This window comes from Massilia sp. (assembly GCF_031995545.1).
In the GTDB taxonomy this organism is placed as follows: Bacteria; Pseudomonadota; Gammaproteobacteria; order Burkholderiales; family Burkholderiaceae_D; genus Telluria.
Genome location: NZ_DAMAGA010000025.1, coordinates 1 through 25,649 on the forward strand (window position 1 = coordinate 1; position 25,649 = coordinate 25,649).

Consider the following 25,649-nt stretch of genomic DNA (forward strand, 5'->3'; position numbering starts at 1 on the left):
CCAGCGCATCCGCATACACAAGGTCCGACACCGCTTTCCGCTCGTGCAGCTCGACGCAGAAGTCGTGCACCACGGTCTCGTCCACCAGCAGATCCCCGGGCCGCTCGCGCGCCGCGATCGCCGCGATCACCGACGCCGGAATCCCCACCTGCACCGCGATCGGCGCATGGATCGCCCACTCCACCCCCTGGTCCCAGTGGCGCGCCGTGACCAGGATCGCCAGCTCCGACAACCGCACCCCGATCGCGCTGCGGTAGCGCAGGTATTCGCCCATACGCTGCGCATGGCGCATCAGTTCGGGACTGCGCAACAGCGGCACGAACGGCCCGTACACGGCGCCGCGCGGACCGTCGGCGACTTCGCGCGCAACGGCGCGCTGGGCCTCGCTTAGCGCGTGATCGGGGATGGGGCCGAGGCGTTCGCTCATGTGTGGTCCAAAAGTGGATTCGCGGAAATATTCGCACGGCGTGCGGCAAAAATCAAAAGAACAGCGCTCCGGCGCGCTTATCGTCAAGCGTCATTGTCGAACCCGAGGGAGAGCGAGCCATGACCCACATCATCCACCGCAGCCTGCGCCACACCCCGCCCGTGGCCGTCGGCGGCGAAGGCATCCTGCTGCGCGACAGCAGCGGCAAGACCTATATCGATGCCAGCAGCGGCGCGGCGGTGTCGTCGCTCGGCCACGGCCACCCGGAAGTGCTGGCCGCCATGCACCGCCAGATCGACCGCTGCGCCTATGCCCACACCGGCTTTTTCACCACCGAAGCGGCCGAGCAGCTGGCCGAGCGCCTGGCGCGCGGTGCGCCCGACGGCTTGAGGGGCGTGTACTTCGTCTCAGGCGGTTCGGAGGCGATGGAGACGGCGCTGAAGCTGGCGCGCCAGTACTGGGTAGAGCGCGGCGAGCCGACCCGCACGCGCTTCCTGGCGCGGCGCCAGAGCTATCACGGCAACACGCTCGGCGTGCTGGGTGTGGGCGGCAATGAATGGAGAAAGCGCGACTTCGCCCCGCTGCTGGTCGATGCGCTGCGGGTCTCGGCCTGCTACGAATACCGCGGCCGCGCGCCGCAGCAGAACGTCGAGGACTACACCGCCGCGCTGCTCGACGAACTGGAAACCGCGATCCTGCAGGCCGGCGCCGAGAACATCATCGCCTTCGTGGCCGAACCGGTGGTGGGCGCCACCGGCGGCGCGATCCCGCCCACGCCCGGCTACTTCAAGGGCGTGCGCGAGATCTGCGACCGTCATCGCATCCTCCTGATCGCGGACGAAGTCATGTGCGGCATGGGCCGCAGCGGCACCATGTACGCGATCGAGCAGGACGGCGTGGCGCCCGACATCATCGCCGTGGCCAAGGGCCTGGCGGCCGGCTACCAGCCGATCGGCGCGGTGCTGGCGCATCACGCGATCGTCGACGTTCTGCGTTCGGGCAGCGGCATGTTCCAGCATGGGCACACGTATATCGGCCATCCGGTGGCGGCGGCGGCGGCGCTGGCGGTGCAGCAGGTGATCGAGCGTGACGATCTACTGGCGCGGGTGCGCAGCCGCGGTGCGACGCTGCGGCGTATGCTGGGCGATGTGTTCGGGGTGCACGAACACGTGGGGGATATCCGCGGACGCGGCATGCTGCTGGCGCTGGAGTTCGTGCGCGACCGCGCGACCAAGGAGCCGTTCGCGCCGGAACGCAAGCTGCATGCGGCAATCAAGGCGCAGGCGATGGCGCACGGCTTGCTGGTGTATCCGATGGGTGGGACGATCGACGGCCAGCGCGGGGATCATGTGCTGCTGGCGCCGCCGTTCATTGCGACGGCGGCGGATCTGTCGGAGATCGTGTCGAGGTTGAGCGATGCGGTGGATGCGGCTTTGGCAAGCTGATCAGGCGACGACCTTGCGAATCCACTTCGCGATGTCCTGCACCTCTTCCAGGCACAGCGTGTGCTGCATCTGGTACGCGTGCCACTCCACCTGACACCCGAGCGCCTCGAGCACCTTGCGCGAATCCTCGGCGCGCGCGAACGGCACCACCGGATCCTGGGTGCCGTGCGCCATGAACACCGGCACCTGCAGGCTTGCTTCGCTGCGCTCGGCCGCCACGTGCCCCGCCAGCGGCAGGTAGCCCGACAGGCACATCATGCCGGCCAGCTTCTCCGGATGACGCAAGCCGGTCTGCAGCGTCATCGCGCAGCCCTGCGAGAACCCGGCCAGGATGATGCGCGAGGCCGGAATCCCGCGCGACTTCTCGCGGGCGATCAGCGCTTCCACCGCCAGCTGCGACGAGCGCAGGCCGCCTTCGTCTTCGCGCCGGGTCAGTTCGGTGCCGAGGATGTCGTACCACGAGCGCATCACGTAGCCGCCGTTGATCGTCACCGGCATGGTCTTCGCATGCGGGAACACGAAGCGGATGCCCGGCAGGCCGGCCAGGTCCAGCTCGCGCACGATCGGCACGAAGTCGTTGCCGTCGGCGCCCAGGCCGTGCAGCCAGATGATGGCGATTTCCGGATGCGGGGCGGTTTCGATCTCGATGTTTTCAAGCAGCTCGGTGTCGCTCATGGGATCTTTCGTCAATCAATCAGTTGGCAGGTGGACGCAGCGCCGATTTGGGGCGGAAGGTCTTGCTCACCGCCGGATCGGTTTCGATATACGGGCCCTTGATGAGGTCGATGCAGTAAGGGACGGCCGCGAAGATGCCGCCGACGACCGGGTTGCCGGCGTCATCCTTCAAGCCTTCCAGCGTTTCCTTGATCGACTTCGGTTGGCCCGGCAGGTTCATGATCAGGGCTGCGTGATCGGCGGTTTCACGGATCACGGCAGTCTGGCGCGACAGGATCGCGGTCGGCACGAAGCGCAGGCTGATCTGGCGCATCTGCTCGCCGAAGCCCGGCATCTCCTTGGTGGCGACGGCCAGCGTGGCCTCGGGCGTGACATCGCGCCGCGCCGGGCCGGTGCCGCCGGTGGTGAGCACCAGGTGGCAGCGCGCCGTGTCGACCAGTTCGATCAGCGTGGCTTCGATCGCCGCGCGCTCGTCGGGAATCAGGCGCGTCTCGACCCGGAACGGGGTGGTGATGGCGCCGGCCAGCCATTCCTGCAACGCCGGAATGCCCTTGTCTTCATAGACGCCGCCGCTGGCACGGTCCGAGACCGACACCAGTCCGATCACCAGCTCATTGGCCAGCGCAGCGTTATTCGTCGTCGTCGCCATCGACCGCCTCTTCAGCTTCGTCGTCGCCGGCCGCCTTCTTGTCCTTCTTGCCCAGGTCCTTCAGGATCTGGAAGATCTCGCGGTAGGCCTTCGGCGGCTTCGACTCGGCCACTTCCTTGCGCGCGTTGCGGATCAGGGTACGCAGCTGCTGCACGTCCAGGTGCGGGTGTTCTTCCAGCAGCTGGGTCAGGGCCTTGTCGTCGGCGAGGAGTTTTTCGCGGCGGCGTTCGAGCGCGTGCAGGGCGGCGGTTTCCGCCTTCGAGGCGCCTTTCCAGCTGTCGATGGTGCGCTGGATGACGGCGACTTCTTCCTCATCCAGGGTGCGCATCTTCTTGCCCACGAACTGCAGCGCGCGGCGCCGGCCTTCGTGGTTGCTGATGGTCTGGCACTGGAGGATGGCATCGCGCACGTCCTCCGGCATCGGCACGCGCTTGACGCGGTCGCGCGGCGCGTCGACCAGCTGCTCGCCGAGTTTTTGCAGGTCGTTCGACTGGCGCTTGAGCTCGGACTTGGAAGGACGGTCGTACTCGGGTTCGAACTCGTTCGACTGGAAGCCGACGGAGCCGCGATTTGGATTAGGCATGATATGGAGATTTGATTGGCGCTGGGCCGATCAGTGAAAACTGTAAACGGCTGCTATGATAACTGTTTTAGGGCTCGCTACGAAAATACGACATGAACGACTCCGCTTTCACCCACACCCAGGATCAGCTGAAACAGCTGGCGCGCGACGTGCTGGCATTTGCCCGCGAGCAGGGCGCCACAGACGCTTCGGTCGAGATCAGCGAGGGCAGCGGACTGTCGGTTTCTGTGCGTAAAGGCAACATCGAGACCATCGAGCAGAACAAGGACAAGGGCCTGGGCGTGACCGTGTATTCGGGCCAGCGCCGCGGCAACGCCAGCACCTCGGATTTCTCCACCGCCTCGCTCAAGGCCACCGTCGAAGCGGCCTGGAACATTGCCCGCTTCACCGCCGAAGACAACTGCGCCGGCCTGCCGGACGCCGATCTGCTGGAAACCAATCCACGCGACCTGCGCCTGTTCTATCCATGGCAGATCTCTACCCAAGAAGCGGTCGAACTGGCGCGCCGCTGCGAAAGCGCCGCGTTCGAGGTCGACAAGCGCATCATCAACAGCGAGGGTGCCAGCGTCTACGTCCAGCAATCGCATTTCGTCGGCGCCAACACGCGCGGCTTCATCGGCGGCTATCCGTTCTCGCGCCACACCATGTCGGTGGCCCCGATCGCCGGCAAGGGCAATCAGATGCAGCGCGACGACTGGTACACCTCGTCGCGCGACCCGAAACAGCTGGCCAAGCCGGAAGCGGTCGGCCGCTACGCTGCCGAACGCGCCCTGGCGCGCCTGAACGCACGCAAGCTCGATACCCGCACCTGCCCGGTGCTGTTCGAGGCACCGCTGGCCGCCGGCCTCTTGGGCGCCTTCGTGCAGGCGGTGTCGGGCGGCGCGCTGTACCGTAAATCCACCTTCCTGCTCGACACGCTCGGCAAGCAGGTGTTCCCGTCGCACATCCAGATCATCGAAGACCCGCACGCGATCGGCGCGGTCGGCTCGGCGCCGTTCGATGAAGAAGGCGTCAAGACCGTGCGCCGCAAGGTGATCGCGGATGGCGTGCTGCAGGGTTACTTCCTGTCCTCGTACTCTGCGCGTAAACTCGGCATGCAGACCACGGGTAATGCCGGCGGCTCGCACAATCTGCAGATCCTGTCGGATGACACCAAACGTTCGGACGATTTCGAAGGCATGCTGCGCAAGATGGGCACCGGCCTCTTGGTGACCGAGCTGATGGGGCAGGGCGTGAACTACGTCACCGGCGACTATTCGCGCGGCGCATCGGGTTACTGGGTCGAGAATGGCGTGATCCAGTATCCGGTCGAAGAAATCACCATCGCGGGCAATATGCGCGAGATGTTCCAGCAAATCGTTGCTGTCGGCAACGACACCCTGGTCCGCGGCAACAAGACTGTCGGCTCGATCCTGATCGAGAAGATGGTCGTGGCTGGTAACTAAGGGAAACTGAGGAGATCGCCATGAGCCGATTCGTACGTATCGACAAGGAAAGCAGCCAGAAGACCGTGCTGCTCAATCTCGACCTGGTGGCTACCGTCGAGCTGGCCCAGCAGTCAGACCTGCTGAGTTCGGGGGCGGATAGCCGCAAGGTGTATGCCACTTTCCTGGCGGCGGACAAGACCGCGATCGCGACGCTGCATTTCGATAGCAGCGCGGATGCGAATGCGTGGGTCGAGTCGCATCTGGGCGTGCAGCTCTGATTCATGTAGGGTTGGCGGCTACGCCGCCGACGCGGCGGCCGGCGCTCCGGTGAGCGTTGGCAGCAAGATCATCCGGCACGATATGGAGCCGATAACAATCGACGCGTCGGCGGCGAAGCCGCCAACCCTACGCTCCCGGCGAAGCCGCGAACCCTACGCTCCGTTTTGCGGAGCGTTTTTTTTATTGGCGGATTGCGCTTACTTGATGGCGCGGATCGCGCTCAACACCGGCTGCAGCACCGCCGCACCCAGGCGCGCGCTGCGTGCGCCGTCCCAGCCGACCTGCTCGTCCGGATCGTTGGCGTTGTCCTTGAACGGCAGTTCCAGCGTCAGCGACAGGCAGCCGAACGCGTGGGTGATATGCGGCGACCCCATGGTCAGCGTCTCTTCCGAATACGGCGACTCGCCATAGCCGTATTCGTCCTGGAAGTCCGGGCTGGCGATCTTGAAGTCGGCGATGAAGCGCTGCTGCGCCTCGGCCTGCTCAGCGCTGAAGTTCGGCAGCGACTCGCTGCCTGCCACGAACACGTACGGCAAGCCTTCGTCACCGTGCACGTCCAGGCACATGTCGACGCCGACTTCATGCATCTTCTGCTTGACCAGGAACACCTCCGGGCTGCGCTCCATGGTCGGGTTCAGCCATTCGCGATTGAGGTTGGCGCCGGCTGCGTTGGTGCGCAGGTTGCCGCGTACCGAGCCGTCCGGGTTCATGTTCGGCACCACGTAGAACACCGACTCTTTCAGCAGCTGGCGTCCGAACGGATGCGCCGGGTCCAGCAGCGCGTCCAGCATGCCTTCGACGAACCATTCGGCCATGGTCTCGCCCGGGTGCTGGCGTGCGATCACCCACACCTTCTTCTTGCCCTCGGCCGGCTCGCCGATCACCAGCATGTTCAGGTCGCGGCCGTCGACGGTCGAACCCAGGTCGAGCATGCGCACGTTCTCGGCCATCTGGGCGCGGTCGAGCAGCTCGAGGTGGCGTTCGAACGAGTACGGCTCGAAGTAGGCGTAGTAGACGCTGTCCATGCCCGGGGTGTGCTCGATGGTGAGGGTCTCACCGTCGAAGCTGGTGGGCACGCGGAACCAGTTGACGCGGTCGTAGCTCGCCATCGCCTGGTAGCCTTCCCAGCCGGCCGGATAGGCGGCCTTGCCGGCGTTGAGCAGGCGGATGGTGCAGGCCTGGCCTTGTGCGCCCTGCAGGCGGAAGTAGAACCACTGGATGATGTCGGCGTGCGAATCCTTGCGGATGTTCAGGTCGATGGCGTTGGCGCTGGTGGCGTTCACGACCTCGATGGCGCCAGCGTCGAATTGGCTGCTGATCTTGATAGACATGGTGTTGTCCTGTGTTGGGAAGTGCATCGAAGAAGAGATGATAACCGCTTTCGCGTCCTCTTATTCGACCTGCAATCCGCCGAAACGTCCGTGGAAGGCGTCGTCGGCGTCGGGCGTCGCTTCGTCCTCGCGGCGCAGCATGGCCAGCAGGTGTTGTTCGGCGCGCACGTGGCACAGGCGGTAGATGTCGCGCGCCAGTTCGTAGGCGCTCGCACCTGGCCACGGCTGCGGCAGCAGCGCCAATGGCAGCATCGGATCGTGCAGCTGCACCCGGCGGTAGGCATGGATCAAGAGGGTGCGGATCGCGAACGCATCCTCGGGCGGGATGGCGTCCTGGTCCAGCATGTTCAGTAGCGGGGCGAAGGTCTCGATGAAGCCGCGGTAGCCCTCGATCACCGCATCCAGGTTCCAGCAATCGCGCACCAGCTGCGGCAGCGGGCGCGATCCCAGTCCCGGCAGCTCGGCTACTTCGCAGGCGAACACCTTGCCGTCGGCGTCGCAGCGCACCAGGATTTCGCGCAGGGTGTCGCGGTCCGGCGCCGGATGGGCCATCACGCCGGTAGCCAGCATCGCATAACCCTCCCACTCGAGTTCCTTGCGCAGCTGCGTACGCAGCTCGCTGTCGATGCTGCCGCTCGGCGCCAGCAGGAAGGTCCATTTGCCATCCCAGTCCAGGCCCGGCGCCGAATAGATGCGGCGGTTGGCGCGCTCGAAGCGCGGCAGCGCCTTCGCTTCCAGCGCGTAGCGGCTGCGCCGGCCCTCGCGGCTGGCGTTCAGCCAGCCTTCCTGCACCAGGCGAAACACGTTGGTGCGCACCAGCCGGTCGCCCACGCCCAGCGGCGCCAGCAGCTCGATCATGCTGCCCAGCCAGAACGCGCCGCCATGCGGCGCGATGGCGTCGCCGCAGACGGTCATCACCAGCGATTTGTGACGCGGCGGATCGGTGGCGAGCACGTGGGCGATCCACTCGCTGCTGGAGAGTCGTTTCATGAGTTTGGTCAGCTTGTTAAGTCTCGATATGATTCAAAATTCTTGTGTACATCCGATTTTTTGTATCGTATTATGATTCGCACAGGTTTGCAATGCAGGAGATGGAGGAGACACTCATGTACGCACAGATGGTGGAGACCGGCCTCAAGAAAGTCCGCACAGAACAGGACATGAGCGCCGAAGAACAGGCATTCCAGGCGCGTATCGACGCCGGGATCAAGATCGAACCGAAGGACTGGATGCCGGAGGCGTACCGCAAGACGCTGATCCGGCAGATCTCGCAGCACGCGCATTCCGAGATCGTCGGCCAGCTCCCCGAGGGTAACTGGGTGACGCGCGCGCCGACGCTGCAGCGCAAGTCGGTCCTGCTGGCCAAGATCCAGGACGAGGCCGGCCACGGCCTGTACCTGTACAGCGCCGCCGAGACGCTGGGCGTGTCGCGCGACGAGCTGCTGCAGGCGCTGCACGCCGGCAAAGCGAAATACTCGAGCATCTTCAACTACCCGACCCTGAGCTGGGCCGACATGGGCGCCATCGGCTGGCTGGTCGACGGCTCGGCGATCATCAACCAGATCCCGCTGTGCCGCTGCTCGTACGGCCCGTATGCGCGCGCCATGGTCCGCGTCTGCAAGGAAGAATCCTTCCACGCGCGCCAGGGCTACGACATCATGATGAGCCTTGCCAAAGGCACGCCCGAGCAGAAGGCGATGGCGCAGGACGCTCTCAATCGCTGGTGGTGGCCGTCGTTGATGATGTTCGGCCCGTCCGACGCCGAATCGGTCAACAGCGCCCAGTCGACCGCCTGGCGCATCAAGCTGTTCTCGAACGACGAACTGCGCCAGCGCATGGTCGACCAGACCGTCCCGCAAGCCGAATACCTCGGCCTGACGGTGCCCGACCCCGACCTGAAATGGAACGAAGAACGCGGCTCGTACGATTTCGGCGAAATCGACTGGTCCGAGTTCCACAACGTCCTGAAGGGCAACGGCCCCTGCAACCGCGAACGCCTGCGCACCCGCGTCAAGGCTTGGGACGACGGCGAATGGTTCCGCGACGCTCTGGTAGCCCACGCCGACAAACAGGCAGCCAAGCGAACCGCCGCTTGACCGGACAATAAACGTAGGGTTGGCGGCTTCGCCGCCGACGCGTCCAACGTACGCCGGACCAACCGGCGACATCGGAGACAACAATGAGCAAAGAATGGCCCCTCTGGGAAGTCTTCATCCGCGGCCAGCACGGCCTGGCCCATAAACACGTCGGCAGCCTGCACGCCCCCGACGCCGAAATGGCGATCAACAACGCCCGCGACGTCTACACCCGCCGCAACGAAGGCGTCTCGATCTGGGTCGTGCGCGCCGCCGACATCGTCGCCAGCAGCCCGCTTGATAAGGAAGCCCTGTTCGAACCCGCCAATAGCAAGGTCTACCGCCACCCTACCTTCTTCCCGATGCCGGAAGAAGTGAAGAACCTGTGAGGCGAGCATGGACGCAAAGTTCGCAGACGCCAAATTCGACTACCTCCTGCGCCAGGGCGACAATGCCCTGATCCTGTCGCAGCAGCTGTGCCAACTGGTCGGCAAGGGCCCGGCCCTGGAAGAAGACATGGCCCTGTCCAACGTCGCCCTCGACCTGCTCGGCCAGACCCGCATGTGGCTGTCCTACGCCGGCGAGCTGGAAGGCAAGGGCCGCGACGAAGACCGCCTCGCCTTCCTGCGCGACGCGCACGATTACCGCAACTGCATCCTGGTCGAGCAGCCCAACGGCAGCTACGCCGACACCCTGATGCGTCAGTTCCTGTTCGATACCTGGCACTACTTCCTGATGGACGGCCTCACCAGATCGAGCGATGAACGCATCCGCGACATCGCCGCCAAGTCGCTCAAGGAAGTGACCTACCACCTGCGCCGCAGCGGCGACCTGGTAGTGCGCCTGGGCGACGGCACCGACATCAGCCACACCAAAATGCAGACCGCGCTCGACGAGCTGTGGATGTACAGCGGCGAAGCATTCATCTACGACGAGATCGACAACGCGATGGTAGAGCAGGGCGTGTCCCCTGCGGTTGAACCGTTACGCAAGCAGTTCCTCGACCACGTCGCCGAAGTGCTGCAGGAAGCCACCTTGAGGATGCCGTCGCTAGAAGCCTGGATGCAGCGCGGCGGCAAGCAGGGCCGCCACAGCGAACGCCTCGGCTACATCCTGGCCGAGATGCAGTTCCTGCAGCGCGCCTATCCGGGAGCGACGTGGTGATGACCGCGCAAGCTGCCACCGTCGAACAGGTCTGGTCCTGGCTCGGTGCGGTCCCCGATCCCGAGATCCCGGTGATCTCGGTGGTCGACCTGGGCATCGTGCGCGACGTGCGCATGCAGGACGACGCATGCGTGGTCACGATCACGCCGACCTATTCGGGCTGTCCCGCGATGCAGGTAATCTCCGACGCGGTGAAAGACGCACTGCACGAACACGGCGTGGAAGCCCGCATCGAAACCCGCCTGTCACCCGCCTGGACTACCGACTGGATGAGCGAGTCCGGCAAGGCCGCCCTGAAAGGCTACGGCATCGCCCCACCGGTACAGCAGGCGATCGACATCAGCGGCCTGCACGCCGGCATCCGCCGCCGCGCCGCGCCCGCCGTCAGCTGCCCGCACTGCGGCTCGCCGCACACCCAGCTGACCAGCGAGTTCGGCTCGACCCCGTGCAAGTCGCTGTACAAGTGCCTCGACTGCCGCGAGCCGTTCGATTACTTCAAGTGCCACTAAGTTGCCCAATGAGGCCAGCATGAGCAAATTCTATCCATTGACCGTGGCGAAGGTGAAGCACGAGACACGCGACGCCATCGCCGTCACCTTCGACGTGCCGCCCGAGCTGAAGGACACCTTCGCCTACCGCCAGGGCCAGTACCTGACCCTGCGCACCACCATCGACGGCGAGGACGTGCGCCGTTCGTATTCGATCTGCTCCGCCGTGCAGGACGAGCGCCTGCGCGTGGCGATCAAGCGCTGCAACGGCGGCCTGTTCTCGAACTGGGCCACCGAGCGACTGCAGCCCGGCATGCAGCTCGACGTCATGCCCCCCAGCGGCAACTTCAACGTGCCGCTGGACGCGTCCAGCCGGCGCCACTACCTGGCCTTCGCCGCCGGCAGCGGCATCACGCCGATCCTGTCGATCGCCAAGACCACGCTGCTGGCCGAGCCGGAAAGCCGCTTCACCATCGTCTATGGCAACCGCGCTTCATCGACCGTGATCTTCCGCGACGAGCTCACCGACCTGAAGGACCAGTACCTGGACCGCCTGCGCCTGGTGTACGTGATGAGCCGCGAGCCGCAGGACATCGAGCTGTTCAACGGCCGCATCGACGAAGCGAAGTGCAACCAGTTCCTGAAGGGGTGGATCGACATCGGCGACATCGACGTCGCCTTCATCTGCGGTCCCGAGGACATGATGCACGGCGTCTCGCGCGCGCTGCAGAATGCCGGGCTGCCGAAGGAACAGATCCGCATCGAGCTGTTCGCCGCCAGCGCGCCGGCGCGCGAACGCCAGCCGCGCGCCGCAGCGCTTGACTCCCGCCACCAGACCGAAGTCACCGTGATCATGGACGGCAGCGCCGCCAGCTTCATGATGGACAAGGACAAGGAATCGATCGTCGACGCCGGCCTGCGCGCCGGGATCGAGATGCGCTATTCATGCAAGGGCGGCGTGTGCTCGACCTGCCGCTGCAAGGTGCTCGAGGGCGAGGTCGAGATGGACGTGAATTACGCGCTCGAGGATTACGAGGTGGCGCGCGGGTTTGTGCTGAGTTGCCAGAGTTTTCCGGTGACGGACAAGGTGGTGGTGGATTTCGATATTGCTGAGTAGCGGAGCTATCGGTCTGCACGCAAACTTGGGTCCCCGCCTTCGCGGGGATGACGTGCTGATGGAGCAGTGCTAGCAAAATTCTCAGCCTGCTACCTGAGCACGTCATTCCCGCGAAGGCGGGAACCCAAGCTTGTAGCGGTCCATTTGCACCCCAGAGCGCAGCGAATAACAACGGAGACAACAATGACCTACGCAACCATCCAGTTCAAGATCGACAACGGCGTCGCCGTCCTCACCCTGAACCGTCCCGATCGCCTCAACAGCTTCACCCAGTCCATGCACCACGAAGTGCGTGACGCCTTGACCAGGCTGCAGGAAGACAAATCCGCCCGCGTCCTGGTCCTCACCGGCGCCGGCCGGGCATTTTGCGCCGGCCAGGACCTGAACGACCGCGCCGTCGAACCCGGCGCCCCCGGCGTCGACCTCGGCGAGTCGGTCGAAAAATTCTACGCCCCGCTGGTGCTGACGTTGAAGAACCTGCCCATGCCGGTGATCTGCGCCGTCAACGGCGTCGCGGCCGGCGCCGGCGCCAACCTGGCGCTGGCCTGCGACATCGTACTGGCCGCGAAATCGGCCAGCTTCATCGAAGCCTTCTGCAAACTGGGCCTGATTCCGGACACCGGCGGCACCTGGCACTTGCCGCGCCTGATCGGCCACGCGCGCGCCATGGGCCTGGCACTGCTGGGCGAAAAACTCAGCGCCGAAAAGGCCGAGGAATGGGGCCTGATCTGGCGCTGCGTTCCCGACGAAGCGCTGATGGGCGAAGCCCTGGCCATGGCCGAACACTTCGCCGCAGCACCAACCAAGGGCCTGGCGTTCACCAAGAAAGCGATCCAGGCCAGCTACACCAACACGCTGGAAGACCAGCTGCAGCTCGAAGCCGGCATGATGCGCGAACTCGGTTATAGCCACGACTACCGCGAAGGCGTCGCCGCCTTCATGGCCAAGCGCCCGGCGCAATTCAAGGGAGAGTGAGCATGGACGCGCTGCACCCCCAACAACTGGCCGAGCTGGCCGGCCGCACCATGTTCGAACGCGACCCGGCCAGCCAGGCGCTGGGCATGACGCTGGAAGAGATCAAGCCCGGCTACGCGCGCATGTCGATGGCGATCCGCCCCGACATGCTCAACGGCCACGGCACGGCCCACGGCGGCTACATCTTCATGCTGGCCGACAGCGCGTTCGCCTTCGCCTGCAATTCGCACAACCTCAACACCGTGGGCGCCGGCTGCACGATCGACTATCTGGCACCTGGCCGGGCCGGCGACGTGCTGGTGGCCGAGGCGGTCGAGCAGGCATTGCAGGGCAAGACCGGCGTCTACGACGTGACGGTGAGCGACCAGGAAGGGCGCAACATCGCACTCTTTCGCGGCAAATCGCACCGCGTCGGCGGCCTGGTGGCCGAAGTGATTGCCTGAACAACGAGATCGAAAGGAAGCCGTGATGGTCCAACGTAATCCCGCCCCAGGCGACCTGGAACCAATCGAACGCGCCAGCCGCGACGAACTGCAGGCGCTGCAGCTGGAACGCCTGCAATGGACGCTGCAGCACGCGTACGAGAACGTGCCGCACTACCGCGCCGCCTTCGACGAAGCCGGCGTGCACCCGAGCGACTTGAAAACCCTGGCCGACCTGGCCAAGTTCCCGTTCACTGAAAAGAAAACCCTGCGCGACAACTACCCGTTCGGCCTGTTCGCCGTGCCGCGCGAACAGGTAGTGCGCGTGCATGCCTCGTCCGGCACCACCGGCAAGCCGACCGTGGTCGGCTACACCCAGAACGATATCGACACCTGGGCCAATGTGGTGGCGCGTTCGATCCGCGCCGCCGGCGGGCGCAAGGGCGACCTGGTACACATCTCCTACGGCTACGGCCTGTTCACCGGCGGCCTGGGCGCGCACTACGGCGCCGAGCGCCTGGGCTGCACCGTGATCCCGATGTCGGGTGGCCAGACCGAAAAGCAGGTGCAGCTGATCTGCGACTTCAAGCCGTCGATCATCATGGTCACGCCGTCGTACATGCTGAACATCGTCGAGGAATTCGCGCGCCAGGGGATCGACCCGGCGCAGTCCTCGCTCAAGGTCGGCATCTTCGGCGCCGAGCCGTGGACCGACGCCATGCGGCGCGAGATCGAGGCGCGCGCCGGCATCGACGCGGTCGACATCTACGGCCTGTCTGAAGTGATGGGCCCGGGCGTGGCCAGCGAATGCATCGAGAGCAAGGACGGCCCGGTGGTCTGGGAAGACCATTTCTACCCCGAGATCATCGACCCCGACACCGGCGCAGTGCTGCCCGACGGCGAAGAGGGCGAGCTGGTATTCACCTCACTCACCAAGGAAGCGCTGCCGATCATCCGCTACCGCACGCGCGACCTCACGCGCCTGCTGCCGCCCACGTCGCGCTCGATGCGCCGCATGGGCCGCATCACCGGCCGCTCGGACGACATGCTCATCATCCGCGGCGTGAACGTATTCCCGAGCCAGATCGAAGAACTGGTCCTGAAGATGCCGGCGCTGGCGCCGCAATACCAGCTGGTGGTGGCGCGCGACGGCCATCTCGATACGCTGGAGGTGCTGTGCGAGCTGCGTGACGCCACGCTGGCCCCGGACACCGTCGATGCGCTGAGCCGCGAGCTGCAGCACTGCATCAAGACCTATGTCGGCGTCACCACCCGCGTGACCCTGATGGCCCCGCAAGGCATCGAACGCACGATGACCGGCAAGGCCCGGCGCGTGGTCGACCGCCGTCCAAAATAACCGGAGACTTTCATGAACGACGCTTTTATCTGCGACGCGATCCGCACCCCGTTCGGCCGCTACGGCGGCGCCTTGTCCAGCATCCGCGCCGACGACCTGGGCGCGCTGCCGATCGCCGCCCTGATGGCGCGCAACAAGGACGTGGACTGGGCCACCGTCGACGACCTGTTCTACGGCTGCGCCAACCAGGCCGGCGAAGACAACCGCAACGTCGGCCGCATGGCCGCGCTGCTGGCCGGCCTGCCGCCTGCGGTGCCGGGCAACACCATCAACCGCCTGTGCGGCTCCGGCATGGACGCCGTGGGCAGCGCCGCGCGCGCGATCAAGACCGGCGAAGCGCAGCTGGTGATCGCCGGCGGCGTGGAAAGCATGACGCGCGCGCCGTTCGTGATGGGCAAGGCCGACAGCGCGTTCTCGCGCGCAGCGAAGATCGAGGACACCACCCTTGGATGGCGCTTCGTCAACCCGCTGATGAAAGCGGCATACGGCATCGACTCGATGCCTGAAACCGCCGAGAACGTGGCGCGCGAATTCGGCATTGCACGCGGCGACCAGGATGCCTTCGCATTGCGCAGCCAGCAGCGCTGGGCGCGCGCGCATGCCGACGGTTTCTTCAAAGAAGAGATCGTGCCGGTGACGGTGCATGGCAAGAAAGGCGATTCACGGGTGGTCGACACCGACGAACAGCCACGTGCCGACACCAGCCTCGATGCGCTAGCGCGCTTGAAAGGCGTGGTCGCGGCAGATGGCACGGTCACCGCCGGTAATGCCTCGAGCCTGAACGACGGCGCCTGCGCACTGCTGCTGGCGTCCGGCGACGCCGCCGCGCGCCACGGCTTGACCCCGCGCGCGCGCGTGGTCGGCATGGCCACCGTCGGCCTGGCGCCGCGCATCATGGGCTTCGGTCCCGCGCCGGCCGTCAAGAAGTTGCTGGCCCAGACCGGCCTGCGCCTGGATCAGATGGACGTGATCGAACTGAACGAAGCCTTCGCCGCGCAAGGTCTGGCGGTGACGCGCGACCTCGGCCTGCCAGATGACGCCGAACACGTGAACCCGAACGGCGGAGCGATCGCGCTCGGCCATCCGCTTGGCGCCTCTGGCGCACGCCTGGTGACGACGGCGGTGAACCAGCTGCACCGCATTGGGGGCCGCTACGCGCTGTGCACCATGTGCATCGGCGTCGGGCAGGGTATCGCCATCATCGTCGAGCGGGTGTAAGGCATGGTCAAGGTTTACGAGATCGACGGCGTGCGCCCGGTGGTGCATCCGAGCGCCTACGTGCATCCGAGCGCGGTGCTGATCGGCGACGTGATCGTCGGTCCGCGCTGTTACGTCGGGCCGCTGGCTTCCTTGCGCGGCGACTTCGGGCGCTTGATCCTGGAAGAAGGCGCGAATATCCAGGATACCTGCGTGATGCACGGCTTTCCCGGCGACGACACGGTGGTCGAAGCCGATGGCCATATCGGCCATGGTGCCGTGCTGCACGGCTGCCGCGTCGGACGCAATGCGATGGTCGGCATGAATGCGGTGGTGATGGACCGCGCCGTTGTCGGCGCCGAGTCGATCGTGGCCGCGATGAGTTTTGTGAAGGCCAATTTGGTCATTCCACCGCGCTCGATGGTGATGGGCACGCCGGCCAAAGTGGTGCGTGAACTGACCGACGACGACGTGCAATGGAAGACTTTCGGCACGCGCCAGTATCACGAACTGGCGGTGCGCTCGCATCAGAGCATGCGTGAAGTGGACGCGTTGCTCGAAGTCGAGCCTGACCGCCAGAGAATCGCATTCGACGCCGACGGCATGCACAAGCCGAAGGCATAGGCCACAGAGCCACACTGAGGAGACACGACATGGGCAACATCCCGACACTACAAAGCCTGATCGCCGGCCGCTGGCACGGCCAGCAATCGCATACGCCGCTGCACAGCGCCCTCGACAACGCGCTGATCTACCATACCCACGCGGAACAAATCGACTTCGACGAAGCCCTGAGCTACGCGCGCAAGACCGGCATCCGCCAGCTGATGTCGCTCGACTTCCAGAAACGCGCCCAGCGCCTGAAAGCCCTGGCCCTGTATCTCATGGAGCGCAAGGAAGAGTTGTACGAGATCTCGCACCTCACCGGCGCCACGCGCCAGGACAGCTGGGTCGACGTCGAAGGCGGCATCGGTACGCTGTTCGCCTACGCCAGCATGGGTTCGCGCGAGCTGCCGTCGTCGAACGTGCTGCACGAAGGCCCGGCCATCGCCCTGGGCAAGCGCGGCGGCTTCGCCGGCACCCACATCCTGGTGCCGCGCGGCGGCGTCGCGGTGCACATCAACGCCTTCAACTTCCCGATCTGGGGCCTGCTCGAGAAATTCGCGCCCACTTTTCTCGCAGCCATGCCCTGCATCGCCAAGCCGGCCACCGCCACCAGCTATCTGACCCACGCAGTGGTGAAAATGATGATGGACTCGAAGCTGCTGCCCGAGGGCGCGCTGCAGCTGGTGATCGGCAGCACCGGCGACCTGCTCGATCGCCTGGGCGGATTCGATGCCGTCACCTTCACGGGTTCGGCCGACACCGCCGCCAGGCTGCGCGCCAACCAGAACCTGATCCGTGAATCGGTCCCGTTCACCGCCGAAGCCGACTCGCTCAACTGCGCCATCCTGGCGCCGGACGTGACGCCTGACGATGAAGAATTCGACCTGTTCGTCAAGGAAGTCGCTCGCGAGATGACCGGCAAGGCCGGCCAGAAGTGCACCGCGATCCGGCGCGTGATCGTGCCCGAGGCACACGTGGATGCGGTCGGCGAACGCCTGCGCGAGCGCCTCAGGAAGATCACGGTCGGCAATCCGAAGATGGAAGGCGTGCGCATGGGCGCGCTGGCCTCGATGGACCAGCACCGCGACGTGAGCGAGCGGGTCGAACTGCTCGCGCGCGGCAATGAAGTCCTGTTCAGCGCGCGCGACGGCTTTTCTCCGGTGGGAGATGGATGCGCGAATGGCGCCTTCTTCTCGCCCACGCTGCTCCTGTGCCGTAACGCTCTAGCCAACGATGCGGTGCACGACATCGAAGCCTTCGGCCCGGTCAGCACCCTGATGACCTACCGCGACATCGACGAAGCGCTCGACCTGGCCGCACGCGGCAAGGGCAGCCTGGTGACCACGCTGGCCACTAAGGACCCGGCCATCGCCGCCTACGCGGTGCCGATGGCGGCCGCCTCGCACGGCCGCGTGCTGATCCTCGACCGTGAGGCGGCGGTCGACTCCACCGGCCACGGCTCGCCGCTGCCGCAGTTGAAACATGGCGGTCCGGGCCGCGCCGGCGGCGGCGAAGAGCTGGGCGGTATCCGCGCCGTGAAGCACTTCCTGCAGCGCGCCGCGGTGCAGGGCTCGCCGACCATGCTGGGCGCCGTCACCGGCGAATACGTGCGCGGCGGTGCGGTCAAGGAAAGCGAAGTCCATCCGTTCCGCCGCTACTTCGAAGACCTGGAAACCGGCCACTCGCTGCTCACGCACCGGCGCACGGTGGTTGAGGCCGACATCGTCAACTTCGGCGGCGTCTCGGGCGACTACTTCTACATGCACTTCGACGAGATCGCGGCCAAGGACACGCAGTTCGGCCAGCGCATCGCGCACGGCTACTTCGTGCTGTCGGCCGCGGCCGGGCTGTTCGTGTCCCCGGCGCCGGGGCCGGTGCTGGCCAATTACGGCCTCGACAACCTGCGCTTCGTGGCCCCGGTGGCGATCGGCGACACCATCCGCGCCCGGCTTACCTGCAAGCGCAAGGTCGATCGCAATCGCACGGACGAGCAGGGCCGCGGGCAGGGCGTGGTGGCCTGGGACGTGCAGGTGACCAACCAGCGCGACGAGCTGGTGGCGAGTTACGATATCCTGACGCTGGTACAGAAACGCGGCGAGCAGACGCAGTAAGATGCTAGCCGCAGCGTGGGTGGCACCCGCCATCCACGCCCATCGAACGGAGAGCCAGATGTCGCGACTGGATTTGAGCAGTATCCCGATGCAAGGCGGGAGTGATTATCCCCAGCAGTTCAACGAGCTGGTCGATGGACGCAGCCAGCAACGGCTGGGCGAGGCCGGCGGCCTGACCCAGTTCGGCGTCAACCTGGTCGAGCTGCAGCCGGGCGCCGGATCATCGCACCGGCACTGGCATTCGCGTGAGGATGAGTTCGTAATGGTGATCTCGGGCGAGTTGACCCTGATCACGGACGAGGGCGAAACCATCATGCGCGCCGGCGATTGCGCGGCTTTTCCAGCCGGCAAGCCGAACGGCCATCATCTGGTGAATCGCAGCTGGGGCAATGGGGTGTTCCTGGTGTGCGGCACCAAGGACAAGAGCGACGTGGTCACGTATTCCGACGTCGACATGCGCTATGACAGCGCCACGGATACCACCACCCGCAAGGATGGCACGCCGTATCTGCCACAGTCGTAGCAACGATATTCAGGTCAGCTTGCGCGCATACCGCTCGCGCACATGCCGGCTGATGAAAGTGGACAATCCCTGGCCCTCATGGGCCAGTTCCTGCATCCTGGCGATGTTCTCGACGCCGGCGCTGTGCCCGGTGTACAGGTAGCGATCCCCACCCAGAAACTCGACAATGATCGCCGGTTCTTTCGGATCCTTGCCGATCTCGTAGGCGACGATGCCCGACTCGCCGCTGCGGTTGCTGTAGCGTTGCATGATGTTCTCCCCAAGCCAGTCCAGTATTCACATGGGGCTGGCCCGGCATCATGCAAGGCTGACTACGAACGCGCCCGTTGCAGACGCAGCAGTCCTTCACCGGTGCGGATCGCACGCAGGTCGTCATAGTCCGGCACGCCGGTCACGGTAGTCTCGATCGGATGCTTGTGCGTGGCCGTGACCACGATGCTGTCCATGCCCGCCGCTTCGGCCGACTGCAGGCCGGCCAGCGTATCCTCGAACACCAGGCATTGCTCCGGCGCCACGCCGAGCTTTTGCGCACCCAGCAGGAACGGGTCCGGCGCCGGCTTGCCGCGCGTTACATCGTCGGCCGACACCAGCACCGGCGGCAGCGGCAGTCCGGCGGCGGCGATGCGCGCTTCGGCCAGCAGGCGCGGGGCCGAGGTCACGATCGCCCAGCGCTCGGCCGGCAGCGTCGCCAGGAAGGCGCTCACGCCGGCGATCGCTTCAATGCCGTCCACGTCGGCGATCTCGGACAGGGTGATGTTGTTGGCTTCTTGCACCGGATCGATGTCCGGCAGGCCGAGGCCGCGCACCGTGTCTTCGGCGCGCTTGCCGTGGATGGTCGGCAGGAAGACGTCGACGTCGAGCCCGTGCGAGCGCGCCCAGTTGGCCCACACGCGTTCGGCGGCGATGATCGAGGTCAGGATGGTGCCGTCCATGTCGAACAGGAAGGCGGCGTAGTCGCGGTCTGGCAGTGCAGTCATTCGTTTGTATGAAAAATATTCAATAAAAGAAAAACGGGCCGGGGCATCATGCGCCGGCCCGTCGAAGTCAGCTCTCGATGCAGCCCGATTACTCGGCCAGCTGCTTGCGCACGCGCTCGATCGCCTTGCGTACCTGGTTCGGCGCGGTGCCGCCCACGTGGTCGCGCGCGGCGACGGAACCTTCCAGCGTCAGCACGGCGAACACATCCTGTTCGATCAGCTTGGAGAAGCCCTGCAGCGTCTCGAGCGACATTTCCGACAGGTCGCAGCCCGCCACATCGCATTCACGCACTGCATGCGCCACGGCTTCGTGCGCATCGCGGAACGGCAGGCCCTTCTTGACCAGGTAGTCGGCCAGGTCGGTGGCGGTGGCGTAGCCCTGCAGCGCGGCCGAACGCATGTTCTCGGCCTTGACCGTGATGCCCGACGCCATGTCGGTGAAGATGCGCAGCGTATCAAGGACGGTGTCGATCGTGTCGAACAGCGGTTCCTTGTCTTCCTGGTTGTCCTTGTTGTAGGCCAGCGGCTGGCCTTTCATCAGGGTCAGCAGGCCGGTCAGGTGGCCATACACGCGGCCAGTCTTGCCGCGCGCCAGTTCCGGTACGTCCGGGTTTTTCTTTTGCGGCATGATCGACGAGCCGGTGCAGAAGCGGTCGGCGATGTCGATGAAGCCGATGCGCGGGCTGATCCACATGACCAGTTCTTCCGAGAAGCGCGAGATGTGCATCATCAGGATCGATGCGGCGGCGGTGAACTCGATCGCGAAGTCGCGGTCGGACACGGCGTCCAGCGAGTTGTGGCAGACGTCGTCGAAGCCCAGGGTCTTGGCCACGCGCAGGCGGTCGATCGGGAAGGTGGTGCCGGCCAGGGCGGCGGCGCCCAGCGGCAGGCGGTTCACGCGGCGGCGCGCGTCGAGCATGCGCTCGGCATCGCGGCCGAACATTTCCACGTAGGCCAGCATGTGGTGGCCGAAGGTGATCGGCTGCGCCACCTGCAGGTGCGTAAAGCCCGGCATGATGGTGTCGTGATGGCGCTCGGCCAGGTCCGTCAGGGCGCCGCGCAGGCCCGCCAGCAGGGCAACCACGTCGTCGATCGCGGCGCGCACGTACAGGCGGATGTCGGTGGCGACCTGGTCATTGCGCGAGCGGCCGGTGTGCAGGCGCTTGCCGGCGTCGCCGACCAGCTCGGTCAGGCGCTTTTCGATGTTCAGGTGCACGTCTTCCAGGTCGAGCAGCCACTCGAAGGTGCCGGCCTCGATCTCGGACCGGATCTGAGCCATGCCGCGCTCGATCTCGGCACGGTCCGCGGCGCTGATGATGCCCTGCGCCGCCAGCATCTCGGCATGCGCCAGCGAACCTTCGATGTCGTACTGGGCCAGGCGCTTGTCGAAGAACACCGAGGCGGTGTAGCGCTTGACGAGATCGGACACGGGTTCGGAGAAACGGGCCGACCAGGCTTCGGCTTTTTTGGAGAATTGTTCGGTCATGGTGGAATTCCGGTTGGGGATCCGGCGATTATAAACCGCGTGGCCGACCCTCCCGCCCGCAAGCAGCTTACTCCCGGCAATACCCGCAAAAAAACCGGCATCCGGGCGCCAAGCGGACGTTATACAAAGTACAAATAGCGATAGAATAAATTTTTTGCCAGCTCCCCAGGCACCATGGTTACCAACGATTCCAGCTTCCAGGTCAGCACCGACCAGACCCGGCTCGACATCCCGATGATCTACCGCTTCCTCAGTGAGCAGTCGACCTGGGCCGTCGGCATTTCGCGACCGACCGTCGAGCGCGCCATTGAGAATTCGCTGTGCTTCGGCGGCTACCTCGACGGCCGCCAGATCGCGTTCGCGCGCGTGATCACCGACTTCGCCACCTTCGCCAATCTGGTGGACGTGTTCGTCGTACCCGAGTTTCGCGGCAATGGCTACGGCAAGCAGTTGATCGGCGTCGTGATGCGCCATCCGAGCCTGCAAAAGCTGCGCCGCTTCACGCTCGCTACTGCCGATTCGCACAGCCTGTACGAGCGCTTCGGCTTCACTTCCCCGCAACGTCCCGAGACGTTGATGGAGCGATATTTCCCCAACATTTATCTGTCATGACGGTACGCAACATGGCGACGTGATTCTGGAATCAGGCTTACCTTGATGACTTATCGGGGGAAGCGCCATGTTCAGGACTTTCGTTGGTGTCTTGTTTCATTCTCTGCTGCTACGGCTGTTATTGACAGCGCTGGTAGCACTCGGCCCTAGCGTGCTTCCGGTCGCGCACGCCGCCGATTCCGTCCATCCCAGTGCGCCGCCACGTGCAAACAGCCAGCAACCCCAGGGTTCGCTGGTCATCGTCGGCGGCGCCCTGCGTTCCGACAACGACGCGGTCTGGGATCGCATCGTCGAGCTCGCCGGCGGGCAGGGCGCCCGCATCGCCGTCTTCGCTTCCGCCTCGGCCACGCCGGAACGCGCCGCGCGGCTGCTGGTCGAACGCTTCAACCGCAGCGGCGCGCGCGCCTTCTTCGTGCCGGTGGCCGAACGCCTCGACAAACTCGATTACCGCGTCGCGGCCGAAGACGCCGAACTGGCGGCCGCGGTGCGCTCGGCCGGCGGCGCCTATTTCGCCGGCGGCGACCAGGGCCGCATCACGCGCGCGCTGCGCCGCCCCGACGGTAGCAACACGCGCGTGCTCGACGCGCTGTGGGACATGTACCGGCGCGGCGGCGTGATCGCCGGCTCCAGCGCCGGTGCCGCCATCATGAGCAGCACCATGTTCGGCCAGCCGCGCGCGGTGCTGGCCACGCTCAAGCAGGGCTTGAGCGACGGCCGCCACATCACGCAAGGCCTGGGCTTCATCGGCGACGACGTGTTCATCGACCAGCACCTCTTGGTGCGCGGCCGCTTCGCGCGCATGCTGCCGGCGATGCTGGCCAAGGGCTACAAGATCGGCCTCGGCATCGACGAGAACACCGCCATGGTGGTGGGACCGAAGCGCGACGTCGAGGTGATCGGCTACCGCGGCGCGCTGCTGGTGGACCTGACCAACGCTGCCACCCGTGACGGCACCTTCAACCTCAGCAACGGCCGCCTGAGTTACCTCGACAACGGCGACCGCTTCAACCTGGCCAGCGGCGTGTTCACGCCGGCCTCAGACAAGGCCGAGGGCAAGATCGACGCCGGCAAGCCGTACTACCGCGAGCCGCTGTTCACCGCCGACATCCTCGGCAACGGCACCGTGGTCGATTTGATGGGAAAACTCATCGACAGCGACCAGCCGGAAGCCATCGGGCTGTCACTCGACAGCGCCACCGCCGAGCAACCCGACCTCGGCTTCGAATTCAAGCTGTCGCGCACCGGCGAGAGCGTCGGCTATCAGTCGCCATTCAGCGAAACGTATTCGGTGTACAACGTGCGGCTCGATATCCGGCCGATCGTGGTGCAGCGGCCACTTTATCAATATAAATAGCAATTTTCATTGTCTGCGATTGACTTAGTATTAGGTCTAGTTGTTAGTTCTAGCCACCTCAGAGTGCGCAAAAAATTCCATCGGGATTCCAATTCAGAATATCTCCAAGTGAATAGAATGAAACCTATGCTGAGTACCCAGGTTATTGATAATCCGACTGCCAAGAATGTTTGACTTTGCATTTGGGTCGCGTTGATCCAGGTAGAGACGCGGGAATTGATCAAGACAACAAGACTACTGATCAGTAGCAGCGGCACGGGGTGCCGAAAATACGTGCTCCATGAGGGAGGAGAGTCTTTGGTACTTAGCTCTAAGACTTCGATGCTGGTTTTTATTTCTTCATGGCCTACCTGAAGTTCATTCATTACGTGACGGCGAAAGAAGAGAAGCTTAAGGAAGGGAAGATGAAGTTTGGCCGAGTGTGATGTGTTCACGCCCGTTATTCCTAGTTCACGATGCTCATCAGGAAGACCATTTCGAATACAGTACTTCGCTAAAGGGAAGTATAAAAAGAGCATAATTGCTACTTGGGCGAGCATGCCTAACCACCCCCAATCTGGATCTACAAAAAATTGGAGAACTGCGATCGCCACCGCTGGCACGATCGTCGTGGCCCAAAGCGCAACGGTATACCATCGAATTTTCTGTGGAAGGTATGCTGCTTTTAATGTTTTGTTTCCTATGCAGTTTAAGTATGCATAGTGTAGTTTCCCTAGTGTTGCAATCGCTTTGAGTGAGTTGTGACAATTGAGTGCTGCGTCGTTCATGATGCCCTCCATAATTTTTGGCCACTAAAAGTATTAGATACAATATCGCGATCTATCCATTAAGGAATCGCGATGCGCCTGTTCCACTCGTTTGCCGCGCTGCTGCTCGGCGTAGTCTCTGTCTTTGCCCACGCCGCCCAGCCGGCCACCGTCCGTCTCGATTACACCCACAGCGGCAACGCGCTCGACGACCGCTATGCGATCGAGCGCGTGGTGATCGAGCCGTTGCCCTGGCCGGGCAATCTGGCCCGCAATATGGACGACACCAATCGCGGCAACAACCGCCTGGAAGTGGTCGATGCCAAGACCGGCGACCTGCTGTATTCGCGCGGTTTCTCGACCGTGTTCGGCGAATGGCGCTCGACCGAAGAAGCCGGCCGCATCAGCCGCAGTTTCCAGGAGTCGGTGCGCTTCCCGCAGTTCGCACAGCCGGTGCGGGTGCGCATCCTCAAGCGCGACGAGCGCAACGCGTTCTCAGTGGCGTGGAGCATCGATGTCGATCCGAATGCGCAGGACGTGGTACGCCAGCAGCCGCCGGCGCTGGCCAAGCCGATTCCGATCCAGGTCAGCGGGCCGTCGCCCGACAAGGTCGACCTCTTGATCCTGGGTGACGGCTACACCCAGAAAGAGATGAAGAAATTCGAACAGGACGCACGCCGCCTGTCGCAGCATCTGTTCTCGGTGTCGCCATTCCGCGAGCGCGCGAAAGACTTCAATGTGTGGGCGCTGGCGGTGCCGACCGAGAAGTCGGGCATCAGTCGTCCCTCGACCGGCGTGCACAACCCGTCGGCACTGGGCACGCGCTACGACATCTTCGGGAGCGAGCGCTACGTGCTGACGCTCGACAACCGCGCGCTGCGCGAGATCGCCCAGCACGCGCCGTACGAGTTCATCGAGATCCTGGTCAACAACGAAACTTATGGCGGCGGCGGCATCTTCGGCCAGTTCAGCACGGCAGCAGCCAGTAACGACTGGGCCAACTACCTGTTCGTGCACGAGTTCGGTCATCACTTCGCCGGCCTGGCCGACGAGTACTACACCTCGCCGGTGGCGTACGCGGCAGCCAGCGGACGGCCGGAACCGTGGGAGCCGAACGCCACCGCGCTGCGCGACCCAGGCAAGCTGAAATGGAAGCGCCACGTGAAGGATGGCACGCCGTTGCCGACGCCGTGGCCGAAGGAACAGTACGAGGAAGCATCGCGCGCCTATCAGAAGAAGCGGGCAGCGCTGCGTGCGGCCAATCGGCCCGAGTCCGAGATGAATGCGCTGTTCCGCGAAGACCTGAAACAGACCAATGCCCTGTTCGCTCAGCAGCCGCACCGTCACACGATCGGTGCCTTCGAAGGCGCCAACTACGAGGCCAGCGGTTACTACCGGCCCGCGATGCAGTGCATCATGTTCGACCGTAGTGAACAGTTCTGTCCGGTGTGCCAGGACGGCATCACCGACATCATCGACCTGTATGCGGGACCTGTCCGACAGTAATCTTTGCTTACAACTCTGACAAATTCTCGGTGGGCTAACTAACAGACCCGGCGGAGCGACGGACGTATTCTGGAATCACTGAAGAACAACAACGACGTACAGAACATGTTGATCTGC

28 protein-coding genes are annotated in these 25,649 nt (G+C 64.6%); 18 read left to right on the forward strand and 10 right to left on the reverse strand.

The annotated features are described in order from the left end of the window. Positions 1 to 427 (reverse strand): carboxymuconolactone decarboxylase family protein (locus tag RTQ83_RS16435; RefSeq protein WP_312516769.1); only part of this gene is annotated, 427 nt, incomplete at its 3' end. A gap of 119 nt (positions 428 to 546) precedes the next feature. Between RTQ83_RS16435 and RTQ83_RS16440 the strand changes: the two genes are divergently transcribed. Beyond that, complete coding sequence (locus RTQ83_RS16440) at positions 547 to 1,872, forward strand: aspartate aminotransferase family protein (protein WP_312516771.1); 1,326 nt, start codon at positions 547 to 549, stop codon at positions 1,870 to 1,872. On the opposite strand, the gene RTQ83_RS16445 is transcribed toward RTQ83_RS16440, so the two are convergent. Genes RTQ83_RS16445 through yjgA form a run of 3 tightly spaced genes read right to left on the reverse strand, consistent with a single transcriptional unit; the run spans position 1,873 to position 3,779 of the window. After that, a complete protein-coding gene (locus tag RTQ83_RS16445) occupies positions 1,873 to 2,547 on the reverse strand; it encodes an alpha/beta hydrolase (protein WP_312516773.1) in 675 nt (224 codons plus the stop codon). A 19-nt stretch (positions 2,548 to 2,566) separates the two neighbouring features. Next, entirely contained in the window at positions 2,567 to 3,196 is a 630-nt protein-coding gene (gene mog / locus RTQ83_RS16450) for a molybdopterin adenylyltransferase (RefSeq protein WP_312516774.1), read from the reverse strand. Continuing rightward, complete coding sequence (gene yjgA / locus RTQ83_RS16455; protein WP_312516775.1) at positions 3,177 to 3,779, reverse strand: ribosome biogenesis factor YjgA; 603 nt, start codon at positions 3,777 to 3,779, stop codon at positions 3,177 to 3,179. Before yjgA ends, mog begins: the two co-directional genes overlap by 20 nt. Before the next feature lie 92 nt (positions 3,780 to 3,871). Between yjgA and pmbA the strand changes: the two genes are divergently transcribed. Both pmbA and RTQ83_RS16465 read left to right on the forward strand, forming a co-directional pair. Then, positions 3,872 to 5,224, forward strand: coding sequence for a metalloprotease PmbA (gene pmbA, locus RTQ83_RS16460; protein WP_312516776.1), 1,353 nt, complete (start codon positions 3,872 to 3,874; stop codon positions 5,222 to 5,224). Positions 5,225 to 5,244: 20 nt separating this feature from the next. Further along, entirely contained in the window at positions 5,245 to 5,484 is a 240-nt protein-coding gene (locus RTQ83_RS16465) for a hypothetical protein (protein WP_312516777.1), read from the forward strand. A gap of 198 nt (positions 5,485 to 5,682) precedes the next feature. On the opposite strand, the gene RTQ83_RS16470 is transcribed toward RTQ83_RS16465, so the two are convergent. Beyond that, positions 5,683 to 6,816: a M14-type cytosolic carboxypeptidase gene (locus tag RTQ83_RS16470; protein ID WP_312516778.1), complete on the reverse strand. Its 1,134-nt coding sequence runs from the start codon at positions 6,814 to 6,816 to the stop codon at positions 5,683 to 5,685. 60 nt (positions 6,817 to 6,876) lie between these two features. After that, on the reverse strand, positions 6,877 to 7,806 hold the full coding sequence (paaX, locus tag RTQ83_RS16475) for a phenylacetic acid degradation operon negative regulatory protein PaaX (protein ID WP_312516780.1): 930 nt from the start codon (positions 7,804 to 7,806) through the stop codon (positions 6,877 to 6,879). Positions 7,807 to 7,922: 116 nt separating this feature from the next. On the opposite strand from paaX, the gene paaA reads away from it, so the two are divergent. The 12 genes from paaA (at position 7,923) to RTQ83_RS16535 (ending at position 18,851) form a co-directional block, all read left to right on the forward strand. Beyond that, positions 7,923 to 8,912 (forward strand): 1,2-phenylacetyl-CoA epoxidase subunit PaaA, encoded by a 990-nt coding sequence (gene paaA / locus RTQ83_RS16480; RefSeq protein ID WP_312516782.1) that lies wholly within the window; start codon positions 7,923 to 7,925, stop codon positions 8,910 to 8,912. Between the two features lie 83 nt (positions 8,913 to 8,995). Then, on the forward strand, positions 8,996 to 9,280 hold the full coding sequence (paaB, locus tag RTQ83_RS16485; protein WP_312516784.1) for a 1,2-phenylacetyl-CoA epoxidase subunit PaaB: 285 nt from the start codon (positions 8,996 to 8,998) through the stop codon (positions 9,278 to 9,280). A gap of 7 nt (positions 9,281 to 9,287) precedes the next feature. Further along, positions 9,288 to 10,055 (forward strand): 1,2-phenylacetyl-CoA epoxidase subunit PaaC, encoded by a 768-nt coding sequence (gene paaC, locus RTQ83_RS16490; RefSeq protein WP_312516786.1) that lies wholly within the window; start codon positions 9,288 to 9,290, stop codon positions 10,053 to 10,055. Further along, positions 10,055 to 10,564: a 1,2-phenylacetyl-CoA epoxidase subunit PaaD gene (gene paaD, locus RTQ83_RS16495; RefSeq protein ID WP_312516788.1), complete on the forward strand. Its 510-nt coding sequence runs from the start codon at positions 10,055 to 10,057 to the stop codon at positions 10,562 to 10,564. The genes paaC and paaD overlap by 1 nt, the downstream gene beginning before the upstream one ends. Positions 10,565 to 10,583: 19 nt before the next feature. Further along, positions 10,584 to 11,660 carry a 1,2-phenylacetyl-CoA epoxidase subunit PaaE gene (paaE, locus tag RTQ83_RS16500; RefSeq protein ID WP_312516790.1) on the forward strand — a complete coding sequence of 359 codons (1,077 nt, stop codon included), beginning with the start codon at positions 10,584 to 10,586 and terminating at the stop codon, positions 11,658 to 11,660. A 183-nt stretch (positions 11,661 to 11,843) separates the two neighbouring features. After that, positions 11,844 to 12,635, forward strand: a complete 792-nt coding sequence (gene paaG, locus RTQ83_RS16505) for a 2-(1,2-epoxy-1,2-dihydrophenyl)acetyl-CoA isomerase PaaG (RefSeq protein WP_312516792.1) — start codon at positions 11,844 to 11,846, stop codon at positions 12,633 to 12,635. A 2-nt stretch (positions 12,636 to 12,637) separates the two neighbouring features. Further along, positions 12,638 to 13,078 (forward strand): hydroxyphenylacetyl-CoA thioesterase PaaI, encoded by a 441-nt coding sequence (paaI, locus tag RTQ83_RS16510; protein WP_312516793.1) that lies wholly within the window; start codon positions 12,638 to 12,640, stop codon positions 13,076 to 13,078. Between the two features lie 25 nt (positions 13,079 to 13,103). Next, on the forward strand, positions 13,104 to 14,414 hold the full coding sequence (gene paaK / locus RTQ83_RS16515) for a phenylacetate--CoA ligase PaaK (protein WP_312516795.1): 1,311 nt from the start codon (positions 13,104 to 13,106) through the stop codon (positions 14,412 to 14,414). 12 nt (positions 14,415 to 14,426) lie between these two features. Further along, positions 14,427 to 15,632 carry a 3-oxoadipyl-CoA thiolase gene (gene pcaF, locus RTQ83_RS16520; protein ID WP_312516797.1) on the forward strand — a complete coding sequence of 402 codons (1,206 nt, stop codon included), beginning with the start codon at positions 14,427 to 14,429 and terminating at the stop codon, positions 15,630 to 15,632. A gap of 3 nt (positions 15,633 to 15,635) precedes the next feature. Then, positions 15,636 to 16,235 carry a phenylacetic acid degradation protein PaaY gene (gene paaY, locus RTQ83_RS16525; protein WP_312516798.1) on the forward strand — a complete coding sequence of 200 codons (600 nt, stop codon included), beginning with the start codon at positions 15,636 to 15,638 and terminating at the stop codon, positions 16,233 to 16,235. A gap of 29 nt (positions 16,236 to 16,264) precedes the next feature. Continuing rightward, positions 16,265 to 18,328, forward strand: coding sequence for a phenylacetic acid degradation bifunctional protein PaaZ (gene paaZ / locus RTQ83_RS16530; RefSeq protein WP_312516800.1), 2,064 nt, complete (start codon positions 16,265 to 16,267; stop codon positions 18,326 to 18,328). A 58-nt stretch (positions 18,329 to 18,386) separates the two neighbouring features. After that, on the forward strand, positions 18,387 to 18,851 hold the full coding sequence (locus RTQ83_RS16535) for a cupin domain-containing protein (RefSeq protein WP_312516802.1): 465 nt from the start codon (positions 18,387 to 18,389) through the stop codon (positions 18,849 to 18,851). Between the two features lie 9 nt (positions 18,852 to 18,860). Here the strand turns inward: RTQ83_RS16535 and RTQ83_RS16540 are convergent, their stop codons facing one another. The 3 genes from RTQ83_RS16540 to argH form a co-directional block, all read right to left on the reverse strand. Further along, positions 18,861 to 19,100 carry a hypothetical protein gene (locus tag RTQ83_RS16540; RefSeq protein WP_312516804.1) on the reverse strand — a complete coding sequence of 80 codons (240 nt, stop codon included), beginning with the start codon at positions 19,098 to 19,100 and terminating at the stop codon, positions 18,861 to 18,863. A gap of 62 nt (positions 19,101 to 19,162) precedes the next feature. After that, on the reverse strand, positions 19,163 to 19,828 hold the full coding sequence (locus RTQ83_RS16545) for an HAD-IA family hydrolase (RefSeq protein WP_312516806.1): 666 nt from the start codon (positions 19,826 to 19,828) through the stop codon (positions 19,163 to 19,165). 88 nt (positions 19,829 to 19,916) lie between these two features. Then, a complete protein-coding gene (argH, locus tag RTQ83_RS16550; RefSeq protein ID WP_312516808.1) occupies positions 19,917 to 21,314 on the reverse strand; it encodes an argininosuccinate lyase in 1,398 nt (465 codons plus the stop codon). Positions 21,315 to 21,488: 174 nt separating this feature from the next. Between argH and RTQ83_RS16555 the strand changes: the two genes are divergently transcribed. Beyond that, complete coding sequence (locus tag RTQ83_RS16555; RefSeq protein ID WP_312516810.1) at positions 21,489 to 21,926, forward strand: GNAT family N-acetyltransferase; 438 nt, start codon at positions 21,489 to 21,491, stop codon at positions 21,924 to 21,926. Positions 21,927 to 22,077: 151 nt separating this feature from the next. Beyond that, a complete protein-coding gene (locus RTQ83_RS16560) occupies positions 22,078 to 23,280 on the forward strand; it encodes a cyanophycinase (RefSeq protein WP_312516812.1) in 1,203 nt (400 codons plus the stop codon). Here the strand turns inward: RTQ83_RS16560 and RTQ83_RS16565 are convergent. Further along, positions 23,268 to 24,047 (reverse strand): hypothetical protein, encoded by a 780-nt coding sequence (locus RTQ83_RS16565; protein ID WP_312516814.1) that lies wholly within the window; start codon positions 24,045 to 24,047, stop codon positions 23,268 to 23,270. The genes RTQ83_RS16560 and RTQ83_RS16565 overlap by 13 nt on opposite strands. A 72-nt stretch (positions 24,048 to 24,119) precedes the next feature. Between RTQ83_RS16565 and RTQ83_RS16570 the strand changes: the two genes are divergently transcribed. Further along, on the forward strand, positions 24,120 to 25,532 hold the full coding sequence (locus tag RTQ83_RS16570) for a M64 family metallopeptidase (protein ID WP_312516816.1): 1,413 nt from the start codon (positions 24,120 to 24,122) through the stop codon (positions 25,530 to 25,532). Positions 25,533 to 25,649 lie beyond the last annotated feature (117 nt).

What these genes read in the sequence shown, in the direction of transcription:
- pcaF (WP_312516797.1), top strand. Translation starts at nt 14,427, where the DNA reads ATGAACGACGCTTTTATCTGCGACGCGATCCGCACCCCGTTCGGCCGC.
- paaE (WP_312516790.1), top strand. Translation starts at nt 10,584, where the DNA reads ATGAGCAAATTCTATCCATTGACCGTGGCGAAGGTGAAGCACGAGACA.
- mog (WP_312516774.1), bottom strand. Translation starts at nt 3,196, where the DNA reads ATGGCGACGACGACGAATAACGCTGCGCTGGCCAATGAGCTGGTGATC.
- paaZ (WP_312516800.1), top strand. Translation starts at nt 16,265, where the DNA reads ATGGGCAACATCCCGACACTACAAAGCCTGATCGCCGGCCGCTGGCAC.
- RTQ83_RS16545 (WP_312516806.1), bottom strand. Translation starts at nt 19,828, where the DNA reads ATGACTGCACTGCCAGACCGCGACTACGCCGCCTTCCTGTTCGACATG.
- RTQ83_RS16465 (WP_312516777.1), top strand. Translation starts at nt 5,245, where the DNA reads ATGAGCCGATTCGTACGTATCGACAAGGAAAGCAGCCAGAAGACCGTG.
- RTQ83_RS16445 (WP_312516773.1), bottom strand. Translation starts at nt 2,547, where the DNA reads ATGAGCGACACCGAGCTGCTTGAAAACATCGAGATCGAAACCGCCCCG.
- yjgA (WP_312516775.1), bottom strand. Translation starts at nt 3,779, where the DNA reads ATGCCTAATCCAAATCGCGGCTCCGTCGGCTTCCAGTCGAACGAGTTC.
- RTQ83_RS16565 (WP_312516814.1), bottom strand. Translation starts at nt 24,047, where the DNA reads ATGAACGACGCAGCACTCAATTGTCACAACTCACTCAAAGCGATTGCA.
- RTQ83_RS16535 (WP_312516802.1), top strand. Translation starts at nt 18,387, where the DNA reads ATGTCGCGACTGGATTTGAGCAGTATCCCGATGCAAGGCGGGAGTGAT.
- pmbA (WP_312516776.1), top strand. Translation starts at nt 3,872, where the DNA reads ATGAACGACTCCGCTTTCACCCACACCCAGGATCAGCTGAAACAGCTG.
- RTQ83_RS16555 (WP_312516810.1), top strand. Translation starts at nt 21,489, where the DNA reads ATGGTTACCAACGATTCCAGCTTCCAGGTCAGCACCGACCAGACCCGG.
- paaA (WP_312516782.1), top strand. Translation starts at nt 7,923, where the DNA reads ATGTACGCACAGATGGTGGAGACCGGCCTCAAGAAAGTCCGCACAGAA.
- paaB (WP_312516784.1), top strand. Translation starts at nt 8,996, where the DNA reads ATGAGCAAAGAATGGCCCCTCTGGGAAGTCTTCATCCGCGGCCAGCAC.
- paaG (WP_312516792.1), top strand. Translation starts at nt 11,844, where the DNA reads ATGACCTACGCAACCATCCAGTTCAAGATCGACAACGGCGTCGCCGTC.
- argH (WP_312516808.1), bottom strand. Translation starts at nt 21,314, where the DNA reads ATGACCGAACAATTCTCCAAAAAAGCCGAAGCCTGGTCGGCCCGTTTC.
- paaK (WP_312516795.1), top strand. Translation starts at nt 13,104, where the DNA reads ATGGTCCAACGTAATCCCGCCCCAGGCGACCTGGAACCAATCGAACGC.
- paaC (WP_312516786.1), top strand. Translation starts at nt 9,288, where the DNA reads ATGGACGCAAAGTTCGCAGACGCCAAATTCGACTACCTCCTGCGCCAG.
- paaY (WP_312516798.1), top strand. Translation starts at nt 15,636, where the DNA reads ATGGTCAAGGTTTACGAGATCGACGGCGTGCGCCCGGTGGTGCATCCG.
- RTQ83_RS16470 (WP_312516778.1), bottom strand. Translation starts at nt 6,816, where the DNA reads ATGTCTATCAAGATCAGCAGCCAATTCGACGCTGGCGCCATCGAGGTC.
- paaI (WP_312516793.1), top strand. Translation starts at nt 12,638, where the DNA reads ATGGACGCGCTGCACCCCCAACAACTGGCCGAGCTGGCCGGCCGCACC.
- RTQ83_RS16440 (WP_312516771.1), top strand. Translation starts at nt 547, where the DNA reads ATGACCCACATCATCCACCGCAGCCTGCGCCACACCCCGCCCGTGGCC.
- paaD (WP_312516788.1), top strand. Translation starts at nt 10,055, where the DNA reads ATGACCGCGCAAGCTGCCACCGTCGAACAGGTCTGGTCCTGGCTCGGT.
- RTQ83_RS16570 (WP_312516816.1), top strand. Translation starts at nt 24,120, where the DNA reads ATGCGCCTGTTCCACTCGTTTGCCGCGCTGCTGCTCGGCGTAGTCTCT.
- RTQ83_RS16540 (WP_312516804.1), bottom strand. Translation starts at nt 19,100, where the DNA reads ATGCAACGCTACAGCAACCGCAGCGGCGAGTCGGGCATCGTCGCCTAC.
- paaX (WP_312516780.1), bottom strand. Translation starts at nt 7,806, where the DNA reads ATGAAACGACTCTCCAGCAGCGAGTGGATCGCCCACGTGCTCGCCACC.